Origin of the sequence: Pantoea sp. OXWO6B1 (assembly GCF_001641135.1) — a bacterium.
Taxonomy (GTDB): domain Bacteria; phylum Pseudomonadota; class Gammaproteobacteria; order Enterobacterales; family Enterobacteriaceae; genus Pantoea; species Pantoea allii.
Window position 1 is genome coordinate 4,630,012 of sequence record NZ_LWLR01000001.1, and the last position, 17,540, is coordinate 4,647,551.

At 58.5% G+C, this 17,540-nt stretch carries 25 protein-coding genes and 1 pseudogene; 1 reads left to right on the top strand and 25 read right to left on the bottom strand.

The window, feature by feature from the left end; translation table 11 throughout:
- Positions 1-5 precede the first annotated feature (5 nt).
- The 14 genes and pseudogenes from A6A26_RS23525 to A6A26_RS23585 all read right to left on the bottom strand — a co-directional run bounded on the left by A6A26_RS23525 (position 6) and on the right by A6A26_RS23585 (position 11,006).
- Positions 6-1,121, bottom strand: a complete 1,116-nt coding sequence (locus tag A6A26_RS23525) for a phage late control D family protein (protein WP_063880981.1) — start codon at positions 1,119-1,121, stop codon at positions 6-8.
- A complete protein-coding gene (locus A6A26_RS23530; RefSeq protein ID WP_063880982.1) occupies positions 1,118-1,603 on the bottom strand; it encodes a phage tail protein in 486 nt (161 codons plus the stop codon). Before A6A26_RS23530 ends, A6A26_RS23525 begins: the two co-directional genes overlap by 4 nt.
- Positions 1,600-4,395 (bottom strand): phage tail tape measure protein, encoded by a 2,796-nt coding sequence (locus A6A26_RS23535; protein ID WP_063880983.1) that lies wholly within the window; start codon positions 4,393-4,395, stop codon positions 1,600-1,602. The genes A6A26_RS23530 and A6A26_RS23535 overlap by 4 nt, the downstream gene beginning before the upstream one ends.
- On the bottom strand, positions 4,388-4,510 hold the full coding sequence (locus tag A6A26_RS23540; RefSeq protein WP_063880984.1) for a GpE family phage tail protein: 123 nt from the start codon (positions 4,508-4,510) through the stop codon (positions 4,388-4,390). Before A6A26_RS23540 ends, A6A26_RS23535 begins: the two co-directional genes overlap by 8 nt.
- 14 nt (positions 4,511-4,524) lie before the next feature.
- Positions 4,525-4,827 (bottom strand): phage tail assembly protein, encoded by a 303-nt coding sequence (locus A6A26_RS23545; RefSeq protein WP_063880985.1) that lies wholly within the window; start codon positions 4,825-4,827, stop codon positions 4,525-4,527.
- Between the two features lie 56 nt (positions 4,828-4,883).
- Positions 4,884-5,399, bottom strand: coding sequence for a phage major tail tube protein (locus tag A6A26_RS23550; RefSeq protein WP_054633114.1), 516 nt, complete (start codon positions 5,397-5,399; stop codon positions 4,884-4,886).
- Between the two features lie 12 nt (positions 5,400-5,411).
- On the bottom strand, positions 5,412-6,584 hold the full coding sequence (locus A6A26_RS23555) for a phage tail sheath protein (protein ID WP_063880986.1): 1,173 nt from the start codon (positions 6,582-6,584) through the stop codon (positions 5,412-5,414).
- A 120-nt stretch (positions 6,585-6,704) separates the two neighbouring features.
- A pseudogene (locus tag A6A26_RS26350) lies at positions 6,705-6,929 on the bottom strand (tail fiber assembly protein); the annotation flags it as partial.
- A gap of 12 nt (positions 6,930-6,941) precedes the next feature.
- Positions 6,942-7,304 (bottom strand): hypothetical protein, encoded by a 363-nt coding sequence (locus A6A26_RS26355; protein ID WP_371560205.1) that lies wholly within the window; start codon positions 7,302-7,304, stop codon positions 6,942-6,944.
- Entirely contained in the window at positions 7,304-8,587 is a 1,284-nt protein-coding gene (locus A6A26_RS23565) for a phage tail protein (RefSeq protein WP_063880987.1), read from the bottom strand. The genes A6A26_RS26355 and A6A26_RS23565 overlap by 1 nt, the downstream gene beginning before the upstream one ends.
- Positions 8,584-9,192: a phage tail protein I gene (locus tag A6A26_RS23570; protein ID WP_063880988.1), complete on the bottom strand. Its 609-nt coding sequence runs from the start codon at positions 9,190-9,192 to the stop codon at positions 8,584-8,586. Before A6A26_RS23570 ends, A6A26_RS23565 begins: the two co-directional genes overlap by 4 nt.
- The gene (locus A6A26_RS23575; RefSeq protein WP_063880989.1) at positions 9,189-10,106 is read right to left on the bottom strand and encodes a baseplate assembly protein; all 918 of its coding nucleotides are present in this window, start codon (positions 10,104-10,106) and stop codon (positions 9,189-9,191) included. The genes A6A26_RS23570 and A6A26_RS23575 overlap by 4 nt, the downstream gene beginning before the upstream one ends.
- Entirely contained in the window at positions 10,093-10,446 is a 354-nt protein-coding gene (locus tag A6A26_RS23580) for a GPW/gp25 family protein (RefSeq protein WP_063880990.1), read from the bottom strand. The genes A6A26_RS23575 and A6A26_RS23580 overlap by 14 nt, the downstream gene beginning before the upstream one ends.
- Positions 10,446-11,006 (bottom strand): phage baseplate assembly protein V, encoded by a 561-nt coding sequence (locus A6A26_RS23585; RefSeq protein ID WP_063880991.1) that lies wholly within the window; start codon positions 11,004-11,006, stop codon positions 10,446-10,448. The genes A6A26_RS23580 and A6A26_RS23585 overlap by 1 nt, the downstream gene beginning before the upstream one ends.
- Before the next feature lie 96 nt (positions 11,007-11,102).
- Here A6A26_RS23585 and A6A26_RS23590 point away from each other — a divergent pair, with 96 nt between their 5' ends.
- A complete protein-coding gene (locus A6A26_RS23590) occupies positions 11,103-11,807 on the top strand; it encodes a DUF6216 family protein (RefSeq protein ID WP_063880992.1) in 705 nt (234 codons plus the stop codon).
- Here the strand turns inward: A6A26_RS23590 and A6A26_RS23595 are convergent.
- The 11 genes from A6A26_RS23595 to A6A26_RS23640 form a co-directional block, all read right to left on the bottom strand.
- The gene (locus tag A6A26_RS23595; RefSeq protein WP_063880993.1) at positions 11,804-12,250 is read right to left on the bottom strand and encodes a phage virion morphogenesis protein; all 447 of its coding nucleotides are present in this window, start codon (positions 12,248-12,250) and stop codon (positions 11,804-11,806) included. The two genes, A6A26_RS23590 and A6A26_RS23595, sit on opposite strands and share 4 nt — an antisense overlap.
- Positions 12,243-12,683: a phage tail protein gene (locus A6A26_RS23600; RefSeq protein ID WP_063880994.1), complete on the bottom strand. Its 441-nt coding sequence runs from the start codon at positions 12,681-12,683 to the stop codon at positions 12,243-12,245. The genes A6A26_RS23595 and A6A26_RS23600 overlap by 8 nt, the downstream gene beginning before the upstream one ends.
- A complete protein-coding gene (gene lysC / locus A6A26_RS25855) occupies positions 12,646-12,891 on the bottom strand; it encodes an Rz1-like lysis system protein LysC (RefSeq protein WP_253851921.1) in 246 nt (81 codons plus the stop codon). The genes A6A26_RS23600 and lysC overlap by 38 nt, the downstream gene beginning before the upstream one ends.
- On the bottom strand, positions 12,779-13,210 hold the full coding sequence (lysB, locus tag A6A26_RS26130; protein WP_063880995.1) for an Rz-like lysis system protein LysB: 432 nt from the start codon (positions 13,208-13,210) through the stop codon (positions 12,779-12,781). Before lysB ends, lysC begins: the two co-directional genes overlap by 113 nt.
- Complete coding sequence (locus A6A26_RS23610) at positions 13,207-13,722, bottom strand: lysozyme (protein ID WP_063880996.1); 516 nt, start codon at positions 13,720-13,722, stop codon at positions 13,207-13,209. Before A6A26_RS23610 ends, lysB begins: the two co-directional genes overlap by 4 nt.
- Positions 13,703-13,915 (bottom strand): HP1 family phage holin, encoded by a 213-nt coding sequence (locus A6A26_RS23615; RefSeq protein WP_013027023.1) that lies wholly within the window; start codon positions 13,913-13,915, stop codon positions 13,703-13,705. Before A6A26_RS23615 ends, A6A26_RS23610 begins: the two co-directional genes overlap by 20 nt.
- Positions 13,916-13,918: 3 nt before the next feature.
- Positions 13,919-14,122, bottom strand: a complete 204-nt coding sequence (locus A6A26_RS23620; protein ID WP_013027024.1) for a tail protein X — start codon at positions 14,120-14,122, stop codon at positions 13,919-13,921.
- Positions 14,122-14,586: a head completion/stabilization protein gene (locus A6A26_RS23625; protein ID WP_014604999.1), complete on the bottom strand. Its 465-nt coding sequence runs from the start codon at positions 14,584-14,586 to the stop codon at positions 14,122-14,124. Before A6A26_RS23625 ends, A6A26_RS23620 begins: the two co-directional genes overlap by 1 nt.
- A gap of 97 nt (positions 14,587-14,683) precedes the next feature.
- A complete protein-coding gene (gpM, locus tag A6A26_RS23630; RefSeq protein ID WP_063880997.1) occupies positions 14,684-15,328 on the bottom strand; it encodes a phage terminase small subunit in 645 nt (214 codons plus the stop codon).
- Positions 15,329-15,353: 25 nt separating this feature from the next.
- A complete protein-coding gene (locus A6A26_RS23635) occupies positions 15,354-16,529 on the bottom strand; it encodes a phage major capsid protein, P2 family (RefSeq protein ID WP_063881261.1) in 1,176 nt (391 codons plus the stop codon).
- 44 nt (positions 16,530-16,573) lie between these two features.
- Complete coding sequence (locus A6A26_RS23640) at positions 16,574-17,425, bottom strand: GPO family capsid scaffolding protein (RefSeq protein ID WP_063880998.1); 852 nt, start codon at positions 17,423-17,425, stop codon at positions 16,574-16,576.
- Positions 17,426-17,540 lie beyond the last annotated feature (115 nt).

A 17,540-nucleotide genomic window follows, 5' to 3' on the forward strand; every position in this document is an offset into this window, starting at 1 on the left:
ACATCTCATTCCATTTGAAATGAATCAATTTTCACTTCCAACTCTATGCTGGTCGTGTAGCCGCTGTCGGCGCTCAGGCTGTGCGTCAGCGTGGTAATGATCCATTCGCAATCATCAATCTGCTTTTTAAACCCTGTCACTTTTACCGGCATTTCGGTGTAAAGCTCAGCACGCCCGCGCGCCAGCTGGATCGAGAAGGTTGCTACACCGCGCTGCAGACGTTCCCAGTGCATTTTTGCCGCCCGCTCGGCGTTTGCCCGGTTGGCGTAGGTGCGGCTCAGAACCAACACGTTCTCATCAGTTCCGACAAGGTAATCACCCTGTTTTTCCTCCGGCTCTTTCTTTTTTTTACTGGCTGTTGTCGTCCTGCGTCGGCGTCGGCGCTTTACCTTTGTTACCGGCTTTTTCGCTGGCTCCCGCGTATGCAGCCAGCTGGCAATCACGCCGGTGTAAGCGTCGCGGTCAGCCAGGGCGAAGCGATGGCCGTCACCGTCGCGGCGCTGAATAGTGATGACCGGCAGCGCCTTGCCGCTGGCGTTTTTACCCTGGCCCTGCCGGATAAACAACAGGTTGCCGTCCTTGACGCAGGCAACAGCACCGCACTGGCGGGCAACGCGCATCAGAAAGCTGGCATCTGATTCGTTTGTCTGGTCGATGTGGTCAATCGCCATTTTTTGCACGTCTGCGCCCAGCGCAAGGCTCAGCTTGTGCCTGTCGGCTATGGCTTTGACGATTTCGCCCACGGTGGTCTTATGCCAGGATTTTTCGCGTTTCGTGTTCAGCGTCTGCCGGAAATCGGCGCTGCGGGCGCGGAGCGTCAGCCGGTCAGGCATCCCGCTGTGCTCAATCTCATCAACGGTATAGCTGCCTTTGCTGATAAGTGGCTCACCCTGCCAGCCGAGCGCCAGTTTTAACACCACGCCCCGGCGCGGCAGCTGCAGAAGGCCGTCAGTGTCATCCAGCTCAATATCCAGTTGGTCGGCCTCAAAGCCCCGGTTATCGGTGAGCGTCAGGCTGATAAGCCTTTTCTCTATCTTCTGTGTGACGTCTGCGCCTTCCATCGTGAGCCGGAAAGCGGGCGCGTTCGCCGCCCCCCTGACCCAGCTTTCTGCCTGCATCATGAGAACAACCCTCCCGCTGCTGCAGTCACTTTACCGGCCACGCCTGCCGCCGCGCTTTTCATCGCGTCAAGCTGGCCGCTCAGACTGCCGAACATCTCGCCCAGTGACTCATCCACGCGTTTAAGCGTGAGCGTGAACTCGATGCGCCTGCACACGCCGTTGCTGAAAAACTCCGCCTTTGTCTGGCTCAGGCTTTCAATCACAAACATACCGTAAATGGTGCCGCCGCCCTCAATCAGCGGCCAGGCGCGCCCCAGTTCCGCAATCTGCTCCAGCGCATACAGCGCCAGCCTGCCGCCGGTCAGCTCCGGCAGCAGGATGCCGGAAAGCGTCAGCGTGTCGGTGTCAGGCCCGGCAAACTGCAGCGACGGACGCAGGCCCACGCGGTTGTTGGACGGAAACCGCCAGCTGCGCTGCAGTTGCAGCTCCTGATAAGGCACCGTTTCCAGCATGAAAACGAACAGCCCCAGCGTCATCATCATTCGTCGTACCCTCCTCGATCACGATATGAACTGCGCGCGCGGGCTTCGGCCTGTCGCTGCTCGGCTTTGAGCCTGCGCATCACCTCATCAACCAGATCCTGCTGGCTCTGCCCTGGCTGCTGCACAATGGTGAATGATGCATTGATTTGCGGCACGGCAACCGGCTGCGGTTCCTTCGCGCGCTGCGCATTTTTCTGGTATGCCTGCGCGGGCAGGCTCAACGGGTGTAGCGACCTGGCGGCGGCAGGTGCGGCGGCCATCCCCAGCGCCAGCGCCGCCGATGCGGCCAGTGCGGTGGTGCGACGACGGCTGGTAATGCGCGCCGGGCCGTTGACCAGCTCCGGCCCGTTCTCGCCCGCAATGCCATACTGACCGGCGGGGATATAGCCGCCATTGTCAAACAGTCCGGCAAAGCCCGTCGGGGATGCCGGGCTTAACGGGTTGACCGGTGTCGCGCCGCCCTTGTCCACTGATGGCTTCATGAATCCGGGCAACAGATCCGTCATGGATGACAGCCTGGCCTTAAGTGCCTCCCACTTAGACGTGATGCCGTCGAGCAGGGCGCTTATCATGTTACTGCCCGCTTCTTTAAACCGCTCAGGCAATGTGCTGGCCGAGTTAACCAGCTCATCCCATTTTTGCGACACGGCTATCTTAATGCTTTGCCATGCCCCGGCGATGCCGTCACGTATGGCGTCCCAGCCCTTGCTGATAACGCCCTGCAGAGTGCCATCCGCGAACAGCGATTTAACCCACGTCCACGCGCCGGTAATCTTGTCTTTGATGGCCTCCCAGGCTGCAGATGTGTTATCCGTCACCGCCTGCCATGTCGCTTTAAACATTGGCCCGATGGTGTTCCAGTTACGCCAGATGTAAATCGCCCCCATAGCAATAAGCCCGATGACGGCCAGTATCGGGTTAGCGAACATCAGGCGGCCCAGCCACAGAACACTTTTTCCCAGCACGACTATGGCCTTACCTATCAGACCAAAAACGCCCGGCCCTCTGTAACCCAACTGCATCAGAGCGAATTTAACGACCGCCATCGGCCCGACAATGGCGGCAAGGCTGATTGCCAGCGTTCCCATGCCGATAACGATAAAAGATACCGCTGCACCGACTTTCATCAGCGTGCCTGCTGCCTCCTTGTTTTTATTAACCCACCGCGCCACTGTGCCGGTGACTTTTTTAATCACCCCCATAATGTCCATAAGCGGCTGGCGCAGCGTGTCGCCCAGCCCGCTTATGGTGTTGTTAACGCCGCTTTTGGTCAGCATCCACTGAGCGGAAAGGGAATCTTTATTAATGTCAGACTCTTTCTGCATAGAACCTCTGGCGGCGTCGCCCTGCGTCAGGGCCAGCTGTCGGCGCAGCTCCGGCAGGTTGTTGACAAGTTTTGCAGCAGCAGGACCAAACTCTTTTCCAAACAGCATTGTCAGGGCGGGCACTTTCTTGCTGTCTGGCAGTTTCTTGACCTTTTCCAGCACGCGGATGATGGTTCCCATCGCATCCTTGGTCATCTGCTTTTCAATTTTTGCCGGGTTCAGCTTGAGCAGATCCATACCGTCCATAAACCGGTTGCTTTGCATGGTCGCTATCGACAGCTCACGCACCATCGCGTTAGCCGAACTCGCCGCAATCTCAGACGTCGCGCCGAGCGAAAGGAACGTTGAACCCAGCGCGGCCGCCTGCCGGAAATTCAGCCTGTCGGCGTTGCCGCCCATGCGCTGCAGCACGTCGATAATGTCTGCACCTTTCGACATCGCGTTATCGTCTAAATAGTTGAGCGCATCGCCCAGTTGCTCAATGTTGCGGGTCGGTATCTTGTACAGCTGGCCGATTTTCCCCAGCCCCTCGGCCAGCTGGTCGGCGGGCAGCTCAAACGCCGTTGACGCTTTGGCCGCCGTGGTGGCAAAGGCCAGTAAGTCGCGCTTCTGGTCGGCGTAAGAATCATTCTGGTTCGTCACGCCCATTCGCGCGCCGCCTTCTACCAGTGCGGCATAGTCAACCGCGCCGTTCTGCATCGGCAACTGCTCACTGGCGGCCTTGATGGCGGCCTGCATGTCGTAAAACTGCGCGGTGCGGTTGCCCTTGTCATCGCGTAGGCCGTTGACCTGCTTTGCCACGCCTTTCATGGCGTCTTCCATATCTGCAGAGGCTCTTACCGCTGCCGCAAACGGCATACTCATTGCCACGCCCGCCGCCGTGGATGCCGCTCCGGCTCCGGCCACCTTATCGCGCGCCTCCAGCGTTTTGCCGTAGCGCTCACGCACCGCGCGCAATTTGGCCTGGCGCTCGCCCAGCTTTTTCAGCTCACGTTGCTGGCGCTCAATGGCATCACTGGCGGCGCTGGCGTCGGTTTTCAGTCGGCGCTGTGCCGCACTTAGCTGCTTTGTATCGATACCGGCGGCGGTCAGCGCGCCGCGCTGCTGCTGTACCGAGCGCAGCAGGCCGTTGTAACTCTGCTGCAGGTCATTAACGCGGTTTTTTGCCTGCTCAAGTAAACGGGACTGCTGCGCCGTGGGGCGGTTGGTGGCGGCAAACTGCGTTGCCAGTGCGGCGGCCTCCTGCCGGGCAGAGGCGAGATTTTTTTCCGTGATGGCAAGCTGCTGGCGTGTTTTGCGAAAGCCATCAATGCGCCCGGCCTGATCGTTAAGATTTTTCAGGCTGTCTTTGCTGGCTTTAAGGGCGGCGGACAGCTCCCTTGAGCCGTCGCGCGCGTTTCGGAATGGGCGGGTGATTTTATCCACCGCCTTAAGAACCACCTGCAGGCGCAGGTCTCTTTCACTCATCGTCACCGGCTCCGTTACGCAGGATCGCTTTGTGCCGCCATTCAAGTAAATCCGTCAGCGACTCCGCAAACATGACCGACGGCGGCCAGTGAAACACGGTGGCAATATCTGCCACCAGATCGTCAACCGTCAGGCCGTCAGGAAACCCGACGTCGCCGACTTCGGTAACAAAAAAGTGACCACCTCCACCGACAGCGCCAGCAGGTCGGCGGGGTCCATTTCGTTAATTTCCTGTGCCGTCAGCGCCGGGGCAGACACGCGCGGCAGCACGGCCATCACCGCGTTGACGTCCATTTCCATCAGCGCCTGCAGGCGCACGCCGCGAAGCGAACCGGACTGCGGCTTGCGCAGTACCACCTCTTTAATTTCGGTTTTGCCTCGCCTGATTGGGGTGTCCAGGGTGATGGTTTTTTCGTTGATGTTTTCGCTCATGTTCTTAATCCACTGAATAGTTTATGAAAGCAGCAGGCCAGCGCCTGCCGCCGTGATTACAGGCCCAGCGCGCTGCGGTGCGCTTCCAGCAGGTCTTTGCCGTCAACGATGTGAACCATATTGACCAGATCCACCTCATAGAGCACTTCACCGTTAATGGTCAGCTTGGCGTAGCTGTTGGTTGCCGACACTTTGGTGGTGTTAGAGTCCGCCGTTTTCCACTCGCCGGAATCCAGCTCCTTGTAACGCCCGCGCGTGACCAGCTCCACCGCCTGAACCTCGCCCGTGTCGTCGCGCTGAATGGAGCCGGTAAAGCGCAACTGAATACCGTCAATCGTCGGTGTACCCATCTGTTTAAACAGCTTCGCCTCGGTGCCGCCGATGGTGAATTCCGTATCCAGCGCGCCATCGTCCAGGCCCATATCAATATCCACCGCGCCCGGCATCCCGCCGCCCCGGTATTTTTCAAACTTCGTGGTGAGTTTCGGCAGGGTCAGCGATTCGATCACGCCCTGCCAGTTGTCGCCTGCGTTAAACAGGTTCAGGTGTTTTAACTTACGGGGTAAGGCCATGTGTTCAGCTCCTTAGGCTTTAACGCTGGCGGCAAAGTTGACCAGATACTGGTCAGTGATGCGCTGGCGCAGCATCAGGTTTTCCAGCGGCGGCACCGGCGTGTAGTCGTAATCGATAATGAGTTGCCCGGCCTTGAGCGTGTCTTTGGTGTTCACGGTGTCATCCAGCCAGCAGTCTGCGCCGATTAGATAGCCCTGATTCACCATACTGCGCAGCTTGGCGCGGATACTTTCGATAATGTCGCGGGCAAGCGACGGATTCAGCGCGCCATCAACGGACCACAGCTGCGCCTCGGCCATCGTGTCCGCCAGCACCTGCGCCGTGCGGGTGTAGCACTCAAAGGCAAACAGCGGATCATCGCTCAGGCAGCGCGAACCCCAGAAGCGGAAACCGTCCTTGCGGATAAGCGTGGTGACGTCGTTCTGGTTCAGCAGGCCTGCATCGGTTGCCGGGTCCTGTAAATCCCAGAACACGTCTTTGGAAATGCCGGTGACGCCGTTCACGCCGACGTTAGACAGGGACTTGTGCCAGCCGGTCGCCTCGTCAATTTTGGCGCGCAGTCCGAGCACGCGGGCGGTGGCATACGCCGTCGCGTCAGCGTTCAGCACGGTGTCAAAGCTGATGAAGTCAGGCCAGATAAGCATCCCTTCGCGCTGGCTGAAATTAGCGCGGTAGGCGATGACCTCGGAAACGGTTTTGCAGCCGTAAGCGGAGATATACGCAAACCCGCGCAGGGTCTGCGCGATGCTCAGCAGCTCGGCTGCCACCGCCTTTGTGTCATGCCCCGGTATGCCGAGAATGCGCGGTTTGACGCCGCAGACGTTCTGCGCGGCAAGCAGTGCTTTCATGCCGGTGCGCATCCCGTCTGCGGTCACGCCGCCGATGATGTTGGATGTGGTTTCCGCCTCGGTTTCGCCCTGCGCGACGCGCACCACGACGACGAGCGGTTTTGCCTGGTCGGCGATGGCGTCCAGTGAGGCGGCGAGCGTACCGGTTTTACCGGCCTTGCCGATGGCGGTAGTGACGTCTGTCAGTAAAACCGGGCGGTTGAGCGGAAACGCTGCCGCGTCGGCGTCGTCAGCGGTGCAGACCATGCCGATGATTGCCGTGCTGACGGTGGTAATGGTGCGGGTGCCTTCGTTGACTTCGACAACGCGCACGCCGTGATGATAATCCTGTGCCATAGAGCAGATCCTCTGTTAAGGGGTTCCGCTATGGTGAAAGGGATGGCGCGCGGGCGCACCCTGCGGCCATTGTCTGGCAAATGACACAAAGGAAAAAGGCCCGCAGGGGGCCTTTGATTACTACGCAGGCCGGTCAGGCCAGCTGACAGCGGGCGCGCTGTAGGGGTCTGTCGCCTGCACGGCCTGCAGGTAGGTCATCCATGACGTGAGTTTTACCTTATCGTCGGGGGAAATGATGCCGAGCATCAGCTGCGTTTGCCATGCCTGAGTCACGCCCGCCGCCTCGGTGATACGGGCGCTTTTCTCCGCCTGGGCCGCTTCAACGGCGGCGCGCTGCTTTGCCGCTTTGTCAGTTACCTAGGCTGCGCCGCCCCACCGGTCAAAGGCCGTTTCTGGCTTAACCGGCGTTGTCCCGGCCGGATAATCACCGGGCTGCGTGACTGTCACCGCCGCACCGGTTGCCGTGCTGTAAGCCGTTTCGCCGCGATGGTCCGGCACCTGCTGCCAGCTGCCGTCTTTAAAGACGCACACCTGCCCGGCAACGTCATCAGGGGGCGCGACTGCCGTAGAGTGCGCGGGCAGACCGACACCTTTTGGCAGAAACTCCAGGCTGCTGCCGGTGTAAATCCCGCTCGCCTGATCAAAGTTAAAAACGTTAACGGTAACGGGCGCGACAGCCAGGCCGTCCGCGTTCAGTGCTTCACTGTGCTGCTGTGTCATTATGCTGCCCTCACGATGTAGTTAAATGCGACGTTGCGCGGGCGGGTTGAGGAGTAAGCAAACCAGTCATATTTGTTCACTTTCGATGATGAGTTGTTAATCCACGTTTTTCCCTGAATGGAAGCTAACTGACCTCCGGTAAGGGGGTCGCTGAATGCATAATTAGGTGAACTGATGGCGCTGAAATCACCATCTTCGTTATCGTCATAGCCACCCACCACCGTGCCTTCCTGTTGACTCAGCAATACGCGTGAAGGGTCAGCCCCGCGTCCGTCATCCCAGCCCCTGATAAACTCGCCGCGCAGGTCAGGCAGCCGCAGCGACGGATAGGCTTTCGCCAGCTGCGGGTAATCTGATGCGCTGAAGGTGGCACCGTTACACCTCAGCCAGCCTGATGGCGCTGTTGCAACAGGCCACGGCACCGGCACGCCGACCGGCAGCGCCGAGCCGTCGCCCAGGCCGAGATTTTTGAGAAACGCCGACACGTTCGCTATGTCGCTGCCGTTTCTCGCGATGTCCATTTTACCGGCCAGCTTGTTAAGCACCGTCGTGGAAAAATTCGCATCGCCGCCCAGCGCGTCGGCCAGCTCCTTGAGGGTGTCCAGCGCGGCAGGTGCGCCGCCCGCCAGTGCGCTCAGCGCAGCCTGAACAAATGCCGTGGTTGCCAGCTGCGTACTGCTGTTTCCCGCTGCCGCCGTGGGGGCTTTCGGGATGCCGGTCAGGACCGGACTTTCCTTCGGTGCATACTGCGTATGCGGATCAGCAGCTTTCAGGTGCGCCGTCATCAGGCTGTCAGCGTACTGGCGCACCTCTAATACTTTTTCGTCCACATACTGGCGCGTCGCCAGCACCACCGACGGATCGACTTTCAGGGTCACGGCCTCGGTACTGCTCACGATGATAAGCATACGCAGGCGCTGCGTGCGCCCGCTGCCCTCCTGCAGTTGCGGCTTATAGGTTTCTGCCGTGTTACAGACCGCAATCAGCGAGCCGTCAGCGTCAAACAGGCCCATTTCCCTGATCCAGAAACCGCCCTCGGTTTCTGGGATCACCTGCTCGGCAATAATCTGGCTGCTGTTGGCCGTATCCACGGTGAGCGAATTGAGCGCAGCACGGCGCACCTCGTTAACCAGCTTTGTCTGCGCCGCGTTGGGCGTTGGCAGCGTGCCGCCTCCGTCGCCAACGGCCATGTGCGTGATATTCAGTTTTGTGCCCAGCGACACGGCGTTAGCAATCTTCGCCGCGCCGAGGTTGGTCACTATGGCGTAAAATTTTTGTGTCATGGTCCCACTTCCATCATGTCGATAACGTGAACCGCCGCGCCCGCATATGCCGGGCCACTGACGGAGATAAGATCGGGTGTGTAGGGATAAACGGTAAGGTCGTCGCCGTCGTAGCTGGCCGCACCGGTAAAGCACGTGCCGCTGCTCTGCAGGTTGATGCTCATTCCCAGCATGTGACGGCTGCAGGGTTTGGCATCGCTGATAAGCCGCTCAAGCTCCTGATAGGTCTCCTCAGTAATCCCCTGTTCCTGCACGCCAATATCCAGGCGAAACGTGCCGGGCGCTTCACCGGTTTTCCACCACTCCAGCACGCGGATCAGAAAGCCGAACGGCTCCACCACGCGACGCACTGCGCTGATGGTGCCTTTATGCTGATGGATATAAAACGCATCCATCACCACGCGGCGCTTGACGCTTTCCGCCCAGGCCTCATCCCAGCGGTCCACCGAAAACGACCAGGCGAGGTAAGGCAGAAACCACACGGGGCAGGCGGCAGGGTTCCACAGGTCACGCAGCGGGACGTTCAGCCCGCTGATGCCGCCGCACGCCTGTGCCAGCCTGCGCTCAAGCGCCGACGACGCGGGCGGTAACATGCTCTGGCTCATCCTTTACCCCCATTATCGCTGGCAACCGTGACGGCCACCGCCGTGCAGTTGCCCGCCTGCGTGCGGTTCAGAATAACGTCCTGCGCCGGTTCGGTGATTTCCACCCAGTCCACGCCTGCCACGCGCAGCACCGCCCCGTAAGACTCGCGGCGCACGCTGCGGCCCAGCTTTTTCTGGTCAGTCAGGTAAGCGTCCATTGCGGCCTGCGCCGCCTCCAGGCACGGGCCTGCGGCCACGCCGTCAAACAGGTGCAGCGTGGCTTTCACCTGATAGTCAAATATCGCTGCCGCCTGCACCGTTACGCGGTCAGCCACCGGGCGCACTTCCTCGGCGTTTAACGCGGCATTCACTGCATTCAGTAAATCCGCCGTTGCCGCCCCGCTGTTGTCCCGGCTCAGTACCGTAATCAGCACCTCCGCCGGTGCCGGACTCGTTGCCGACACGTCAGATACGCGTCCGTCTGCGCTTTTGGCGTAAAACTCATAGGCCGCCGTCGGCCCGGCCACGCTCAGCCCCTCAAATGCACCCGGCACGCGCAGGCGTAAATCGTCGTCTGACTCCATTACCGCCGCCACAGGTGGCACGGCGTCGGGGTCTGCCGGGGTAATTGTGAGGCGCTTAACGTTATTATTTGCCGCCAGTTGGTCCAGATCGGTGCCGAGCGCATAGGCCACCATGACCGCCTGCGCCGCCTCGTTGATGCGCTGGCGTAAGAGGATTTCGCGATAGACGTTTTCCTGCAGGCACTTGACCAGCGGATCGGATTCCAGCGCCAGCACGCTGCGCATGGCGTCCTGCTGGTCTGACGGATATAACGCAATCAGGTTTTCTTTGCGCTCGGCCAGCAGCCCTTCAAAGTCCGGCACCTCAATGACTTCCGGCGCGGGAAGCTGCGATAAATCAATCACTGCCACGGTTCACCCCCGTTGGTATGGTCATTGCCAGCGGCGAACCGTCGGCACGCTGTGCGTTTATCTCAACGACCATCGAGCCGTCATAAGCCGTTGTGTAATTCACTGAAATCAGCCGGATGCGCGGCTCCCATCGGCTCAGCGCGGCGTAGGTTGCCGCCATGACCTGCATACGGGTGATGCCGTTCTGCGGCTGGTCGATGAGCGCTGAAAGCATTGATCCGTATTCCCGCCGCGCCAGGCGGCTGCCCTCCGGGGTCAGCAGAATGTCGCTGACGCTCTGGCGAATATGATCGATATCGGTCAGCGCTTTGCCGGTGTCGCGGTTCATGCCGAGATACATCACGCCGGGCCTCCTGAGGTGTCATTACCAGACTTAACGCCGCCGTGTGTATGGGTATGCACCACGACGCCGTTAGAACTCATGTCACCGCCGCCCTGAGTGACTGCGCCGTTAATGGTCGTTTTAATGGCCTCAACGCCAAAAGCGTCAGTAATCAGCTGAATACCGTCCGCAGCTTCGATGCGTACGCTTTTGATGTTCTTTATCAGCAGCTGGCCGGTTTCCGGTTCGTACTGAAAAAATCCGCCGTCGCTGTACTGCGTGGTGCTGCCGTTCTCTGAATAATCCGGCGGCGGGAAGGCATCGGAATAAATCGCGGGCAGTGCAAAGGCGGTTTCAAGATTGCCGCCCATGCTCAGCAAAATGACCTGTTCGCCCACGGTTGGCTGCCACCACGTGCGGGTGTTACCGGCGCGTGTAGTGAGCCAGTTAATCCAGTTGGTTTCGAGGTCGCCCGTTTTCACCCGGCACAGCCAGTTAACCGGATCGACGTCGGACACGGTGCCAGTACGGATCAGGTTGGTGATGAGGCGCATGATTTCGGTAAGTTGTGTATTCATTTGCATAAAGTTAATCTAGAAATTCCAGCCATCCCACACTGGTAATTTGTATGGGGTTTCACACAAGTAATCTTTTTTAATAGAGAAGCTAAGACGATGGAAAATCAATCAACTTTTGGTGCAATCTTGAATGCCCCTTGGTTAGTAGCTTTATTGCCTACATTATTGACTATGACATTAACACTAATAAGGAAACTTAACTCACCATTGAAAGAAGACTCTGAATACTTTAAAGATTGCGGAATCCCACCATTAATACTGCGGTTATCTTTGTCTCGTGCAAAACTTAGAGAATACAAACCATATAAAAAAGCCACATATACATTCATTCTAATTTTAGGGGTAATTGTTTTCTCAGGCGCAGGCTGGCTCACCTATCAATTAAGTAAAGATTATCATAAATCTCCCGAGGGATGGGCGTTATTAAAACTCACATCAACTAATGAGCTTTTCCTTATCTCCCTAAACAAGGCAACCTCACCAGACAGGAAAAGTTGGATAATCACCCCTGAAACCTGTGCCTTACAAACATATGGTAATATAGCTTCAGAATTTAAAATATCTGCATCTCTAGTTTATAAATTATGTACAGCGATCACCTTTAAGAGTGAGGAGGGAGGGATTAGAAAATGGATTGCCATGGTTCATAATGACGCATTTAAATTGCTAATTTTTTATGGTCCAACACTACTTATGATGTACTGGTTCTCGATAGCGTTATTAATGGATATCGTGTTAAAGTTTCAAATTGATAAATATAACCAGCAGCAAGCAGAGCGCGCAAAGCTTTACCTTACTTAATCTGAAAGCCAACGCATCAGTGTATCTTTTATCGATACAGCAGCTTTATCATCAAGCCCAATCAAAGGACGCTCTGTATACTTCACCGTAATGCCTCGCTTGCTCACGCGGTCACGCAGGCCGTAATGATGGACACGGGCAAGACGCTGCACGGCAGGCACAAAAGCCACCTCGGCACTGTCGCCTGTCGCCTTTGTCTTAAGGTACTTTGCCGTTTTCAGCTTCACAAACATCTTGCGCTTAATGCGGCCCGGCTTTGTCCTTGCTGATACGCGGCGCGGTTCCCATGCGCCGCCATCGGGTGAGCGCTGCGCCGTCATGTTAGCCTGCTGAATGCGCCGCACGTCGCGCGCCACCTCACGCAGCATCTTTTTGCGCTCAGCCGGTTCCAGCTTTGCCAGCAGCGCATCAAGCCAGGCGTCAACCTCATGCAGATTATCCACGGCGCACCGTCCAGATGTCGTCCGTTTCAAAAGGGTTGCCCGGCTCCGGCACGGCTCTGACTTCTGTTACGCCGTTGACTTCCTCGGCAATAACCCGCTCTGTCAGCTTTAAATTAATGCTGATGTCACACGCATCGTTGCCGAGAATGTCCACTTCAAACGTGCAAAGCTGCTCACGATCGTTGGGGTTCTGCAGCGCGTCGGGCTGGTTGGTGCGCAGCCAGTACATCACCGCCGCCATCAGCAGGTTTTGATCGCCGGTGAAGTCTGTAATCACCACATTCAGCGTGTAGCGGTATTCCCACGACAGAGAGGCGGCAGAAGTCCCGACGGATGCCCCTTTGTCCACAAACAGGTGAAACCTGTCCGGGTTTTGCTGCAGGTAAGGGATGGCGTTATTCAGGGCTTCGCGTAAGGACTGCGGCTTGTTCATCGTCTTTTTCCTGGCAGGTCACTATGGTGTCCACCTTGTCGGCGCAGGCCGCCCAGGCGGTTTCTGTTTCATCCAGCAGGGCCAGTAAATCGCCGTTAGTGCGCGCCGACGACGGCCCCAGCTGGCAGCGGGTTATTCTGGGACAGCCACTGACGGTAAGATTCACCTCCGGTGATGGCCGGTCGCTGGCGCAGCCGGATAACAGCATCAGGCAGAGGGGCATCACTCCAGCGGCGTAGGGCGTCATTTTCACTTTTCAGATCCTCAATCTGGCGCTGCCGCTGTCGCAGCAGTGCGTTGTTTTGTTCAGCCGCCGCATACAGCTGCGTCTGTGCAAGGTTGCTGCTCTGCGCCATGATGTTGACCGCCAGCAGTTGGCTGTTTTTCTGGCTCAGCTTTTTATCTTTTTCGGCCAGATGCGCCGCCTGCGTGCCGATGGTCCTGTTTGCGCTGTGCAGCTGCCACGACAGCAGCCCGGCAGTCATCAGCAGCACGACAAAACAGGTCACAACAACGGCGCGCATCATGCTGCCGCCCCTTTTAAGCACCAGCTCAGTTCCCGCCCGCGCCGGTTATCCAGCCCCTGATTAAATATGCCTTTCACGTACACCCATCGCGGCAGCTGATAACAGGCATCGCGCCACCGGCTGGCCCTGATGAGTTTCACCATCGTTGAACCGCACACGTGGCCGGTGCCGACGTTAAACGCCAGCGACACCAGCGCGTCATATACCTGCTGCGGCATGGTGACCGCCACGCAGCGCGCCAGTGCCGCCTCAACGCGTAACACGTTGGTGATAAACGTCCCGGCGGCCTGCCGCTCGGTAACGGTTCTGCCCGGCACAACGCCCCGCGTGTTGCCGATCCCGTCGGTCCACACGCCCGCATCGCACAGGTAAGGTTTCAGGCGGCAGCCCTCGTAATCAGCAATCAGTTTCAGTCCCTCAACCGAGGTATGCAGCTGCTGAAATCCCGGCAGTGTGGCGGCGATGGCCAGTACCGCGCCGACGACGCAGCGTTTAACGGTTTGCAGATTCATAATCCTCCCGCGTGATGCGCCCGCTTGCCAGCAGCTGGTAGGTTTTGTGCTTGTAGTACCAGCTGATCAGTGCCATACCGATGCCTATGATCAGCCCGGCCCATGTTGAAACGTCTTTAACCGACAGGTCGCCCAGCCAGGCCATAAACACGGCCATCGACCAGGTGATAAACGTGCTGATTCTTTCCCACATGATTCAGTCCCATAGCTGCACGGTCTGCGCCGTGGCTGCTGGCGCAACGTCCGGCAGCTCGACCTCTAAACCGTGGGGTAAGGTGGGGCCGTATTCCGCCAGCCCCGGATTGGCCTGTAACACTCGCTCGGACAGCCCCTGCGTGCGCCCGTAGTGACGCCAGCACAGTGCATCAACCGTGTCATACTGCTGCGCACGCACTTTCATCAGATAAGCTCGACGGTTACGTGTGGCAGATCCTGCACGCGGCTGATGGCCCAGCGCGCATCGCGCCATAAATCGCCGCTGGCATCGTCCAGCGTCTCGCCGCGCTTAGCGCCGGATGCGGTGGCGTCAAAGTCGCTGTATCGCTCGTTGAGTACCGCACGCGTCCAGCACCACACGGCGTTTTCATAGTGGTGCAGGCGCACGCTCTTTCCGGCCAGCTGTTCAGCCGGTACGTCGGCCAGCCCGTTGTAACCCGCCATTTCCTGCCGTTCCCGCCACGGGTACAGCTCGGCGTTGACTTCTGACATAGCGGTCAGCACAACCTGTTTCAGACGCTCCGGCGTCACGGTGCCGTCAACGCGCATCGCGCTGCGGAACTTAGCCAAATCCAGATCCGGCCAGAATGAATTGTTCGGGATAATGACCGGCGCAACCGGCGACTGCTCTGGCGCTGTAAACTGCATCCTTACTACTCCTGAATAGGTGGGCGGTGGACGGGGTTTTGATGCGGCGCTGCCTGTCGCCACCCCGTGCCGCCCCGCGCGTGGGCACGTTCGGTTATCAGCTGTCTTTGCGGAGTTTCCGCTCCAGCTGCTCAATGTCTTTTTTTACCCCGCATCTTTCGTCCAGCTGCAGGGCGTGCTTAAGGTGATTCAGTGCGGATGCCGGGTTGCTTTCGGCCTGTACCCAGCCAATGGATTTATGCAGGCGCGCGCGCGACTGATCCGGCATGTCTTCCCCGTCCACGTTATCCAGCGTCTGCAGCAGCAGGTCTGCATCGAACGGGGTTCCGGCCAGAATGGCGGCCTTTGCGGCGTCGGCCATTTCCTCGGTCAGTACAGTGGCGGTGTTGCGCTTGCCGACCGGCATCACCCAGCCGTGTCTGAGGGCATGGCGGCCAATGGTCAGCGCACCGGCATAATCACCGGCATCGATACGCCACAGCATGACGTACATGATCACATCATCCTGCTGCGCTCCGTCGGCACTCAGCACGCCCTCTACCCAGGCGGCATACTTCGGCAGCACCTCAACCTTAATCTGCGCTTTGGTGACGGTGGACTGAATGCCCTTGAGGCGGCGGCGGTCTTCATTCAGCTGCAGCAGCATAAGGTCATAGCCTTTTGCGTGGCGGCCACTGCCGCCCGTGCGGGCGGCCACTGCCGCCCGTGCGGGCGGCCTCCTGTGCCTGAATGAATCGCGTATGTGTGCGAAAAGGATTGGTCACGGGTTACGCTCCTGCGTTGCCGGTGCCTGATTCAGCCTGCGCCTGCGCCGTACCCGATTCGCTCATGGCCTTGACCACGCTTGCCGCAACGGAGGCAATACGCGCGATTTCGGCGTCGCTCATCTGGCCCGCTTCCGGCTCCGGTTCCTGCTCCAGCATTACAATGTTCTCAATCAGGCAGGTGCAGTCGTAGTCCTCGACCACGTACGCCTCGTTGACCGACTCAAGGTTTTCAATGCGATCCCGTTTCGGGTTGTCGATGATGGAGCGGCGGCGGGTGTCGTCCTGAACATAAATCGACAGGTTATCAAGGCGCGTAATCAGCAGCGCGTCTGCCGGAAAGAACGGCGCGCGCACCGCAGGCAGGCCACCAATGCGCTTCTGGCTGATAATCAAATCAGCGGCCAGCGCTTCGGTGTTGGGCTGGTCTTTGTTGACGATCGGGAAATACTTGTCGGCCAGCAGCTGGCGACCGCAGATCACAACCAGCTCGGTGTCATCCTGATACTGCACGGCGATTTTTTCCGTTACGGCACCCATCACCACGGCATCCAGATTGCGGAACAGGCCTGTTTTACCGATGGTGATTTTATCGGCGATGATTTTTCCTGCGCTGTCGATGTGCTGGCCCAGCACCTGCAACGGTTTCTCCTGGCGGATTTTTTCCAGCCAGCCGATATTCACATCCTGCAGCAGCGGGTTCTGGTCGCGGTTAGAGGTTTTCTCGCGCTTGAGGCCGTTAAAGCCGATCATGATGCGGTCCAGCGCCTGGCGTTTCACAATCATGTCGCGGATACGGACCTGAAAGTCGGAAAACTTCGCCCACATGTCCAGCTTCGCGTAGGGCAGCGCCGTGTCAAAGTTGGTCTGCGTACATTTGTAGCCTTCGCCGTCAATGTAGGTCGGATCGGTTGGCTCGCGCTCTTTCTGCGCGGTGTCGGTTGTACCGGCAATCGTGCCGCCGATTCCCAGCCCCAGGCGCTCGCCGCTCTGCTCCGCGACCGGCACGATGTTGATGCGCGTCAGAAATTCAGATGACTCCTGAATTTTGGTTTCCAGCGTCTGCGCGACGGATGGCTCAACGGTAAATTTGCTGTTGAGGGCCGACAGGTTGATTTTGTTGATTTCCGCCAGTACCGACATGTAGGCGTTTAACTTAAAGCGGGTGCTGTTTTTCATCGTTTCATATTCTCTGTTCGTTAAGAGGGTTGGCCGCACCTGCATCAGCAGTCGGTGCGCACGTCCTGGCTGTTGCCGTTGCCGTTACCGGGCGTGCGCGGGCGGAAGTCCTGGCGCCCGTCTTCACGGCTCAGTTGTTCCTGCAGCTGGCTGAAATCCGCCTGCAGCTGCTCACGGGCTGCAGCTTCTGCTCTCAGCTGCGCCTGCAGGCTGCTGGCCTGCTCGCTCAGGGCGGTTTCTATGCGCTGGCTGAATGCCTGCTGCTCGGTGGCGACCAGCTCGACGGCCCTGTGAACGTCGCTGAAACGGGCGTCATCAGACTTCTGTTTGTTGCTGAAAAGCGCAGATACGCGGCTGAAAAGAGAAGGTTTTTCGTCGGCCACGTCCTCAAACTCGATCACGGTTTCGGCGGCGGCGGTAAACAGGTTGTCAGGATGCTGCTTGCGGTTAGCCAGCGGGTTTGCGCCCGCACTGGCGCTGAACTGCAGCATTTCAGTGCCGAGGCTGGCCGGATCGTCGGTCACGGCGAGGCCAATCAGATACGCCTCGCCGGTGTCGGCAAACTCCGGGCGAATCTCCATAGAGGTAAAAAGCTTCTGCATGTTGCCGGTCATCGTGACCAGCTCATCCGTCGGGTTAATTACCGCGTACAGCCCCAGCTTGCCTTTCAGCAGGCCGTCGCTGATTTCTTCGGTGTCCAGCGCATCGACCACTCCGAAACGGCGAAACGCGCTGTCAGGCGTGTAACCCTTGATGTGTTCCATGTTGATCACGGCGGTGTAGACAGCCGGATCGTAATTGGCCGCCATCTGCTCCAGCCAGCTGCGCTCGATGGTGCGCCCGTCCGTGGTGGCACCTTCCACCCCGATGCGGAAACGCCTTGCTTTCTTTGCCATTGTCCAGGCTCCGGTTAGATAAAAACTCTGTGAGTCCCTATGTTTGCGGCGACGGGGGCAGTGAAACAACGCGGCGACGTTGTACCGTAATTCACACAATCACGGTCGGCGGAAA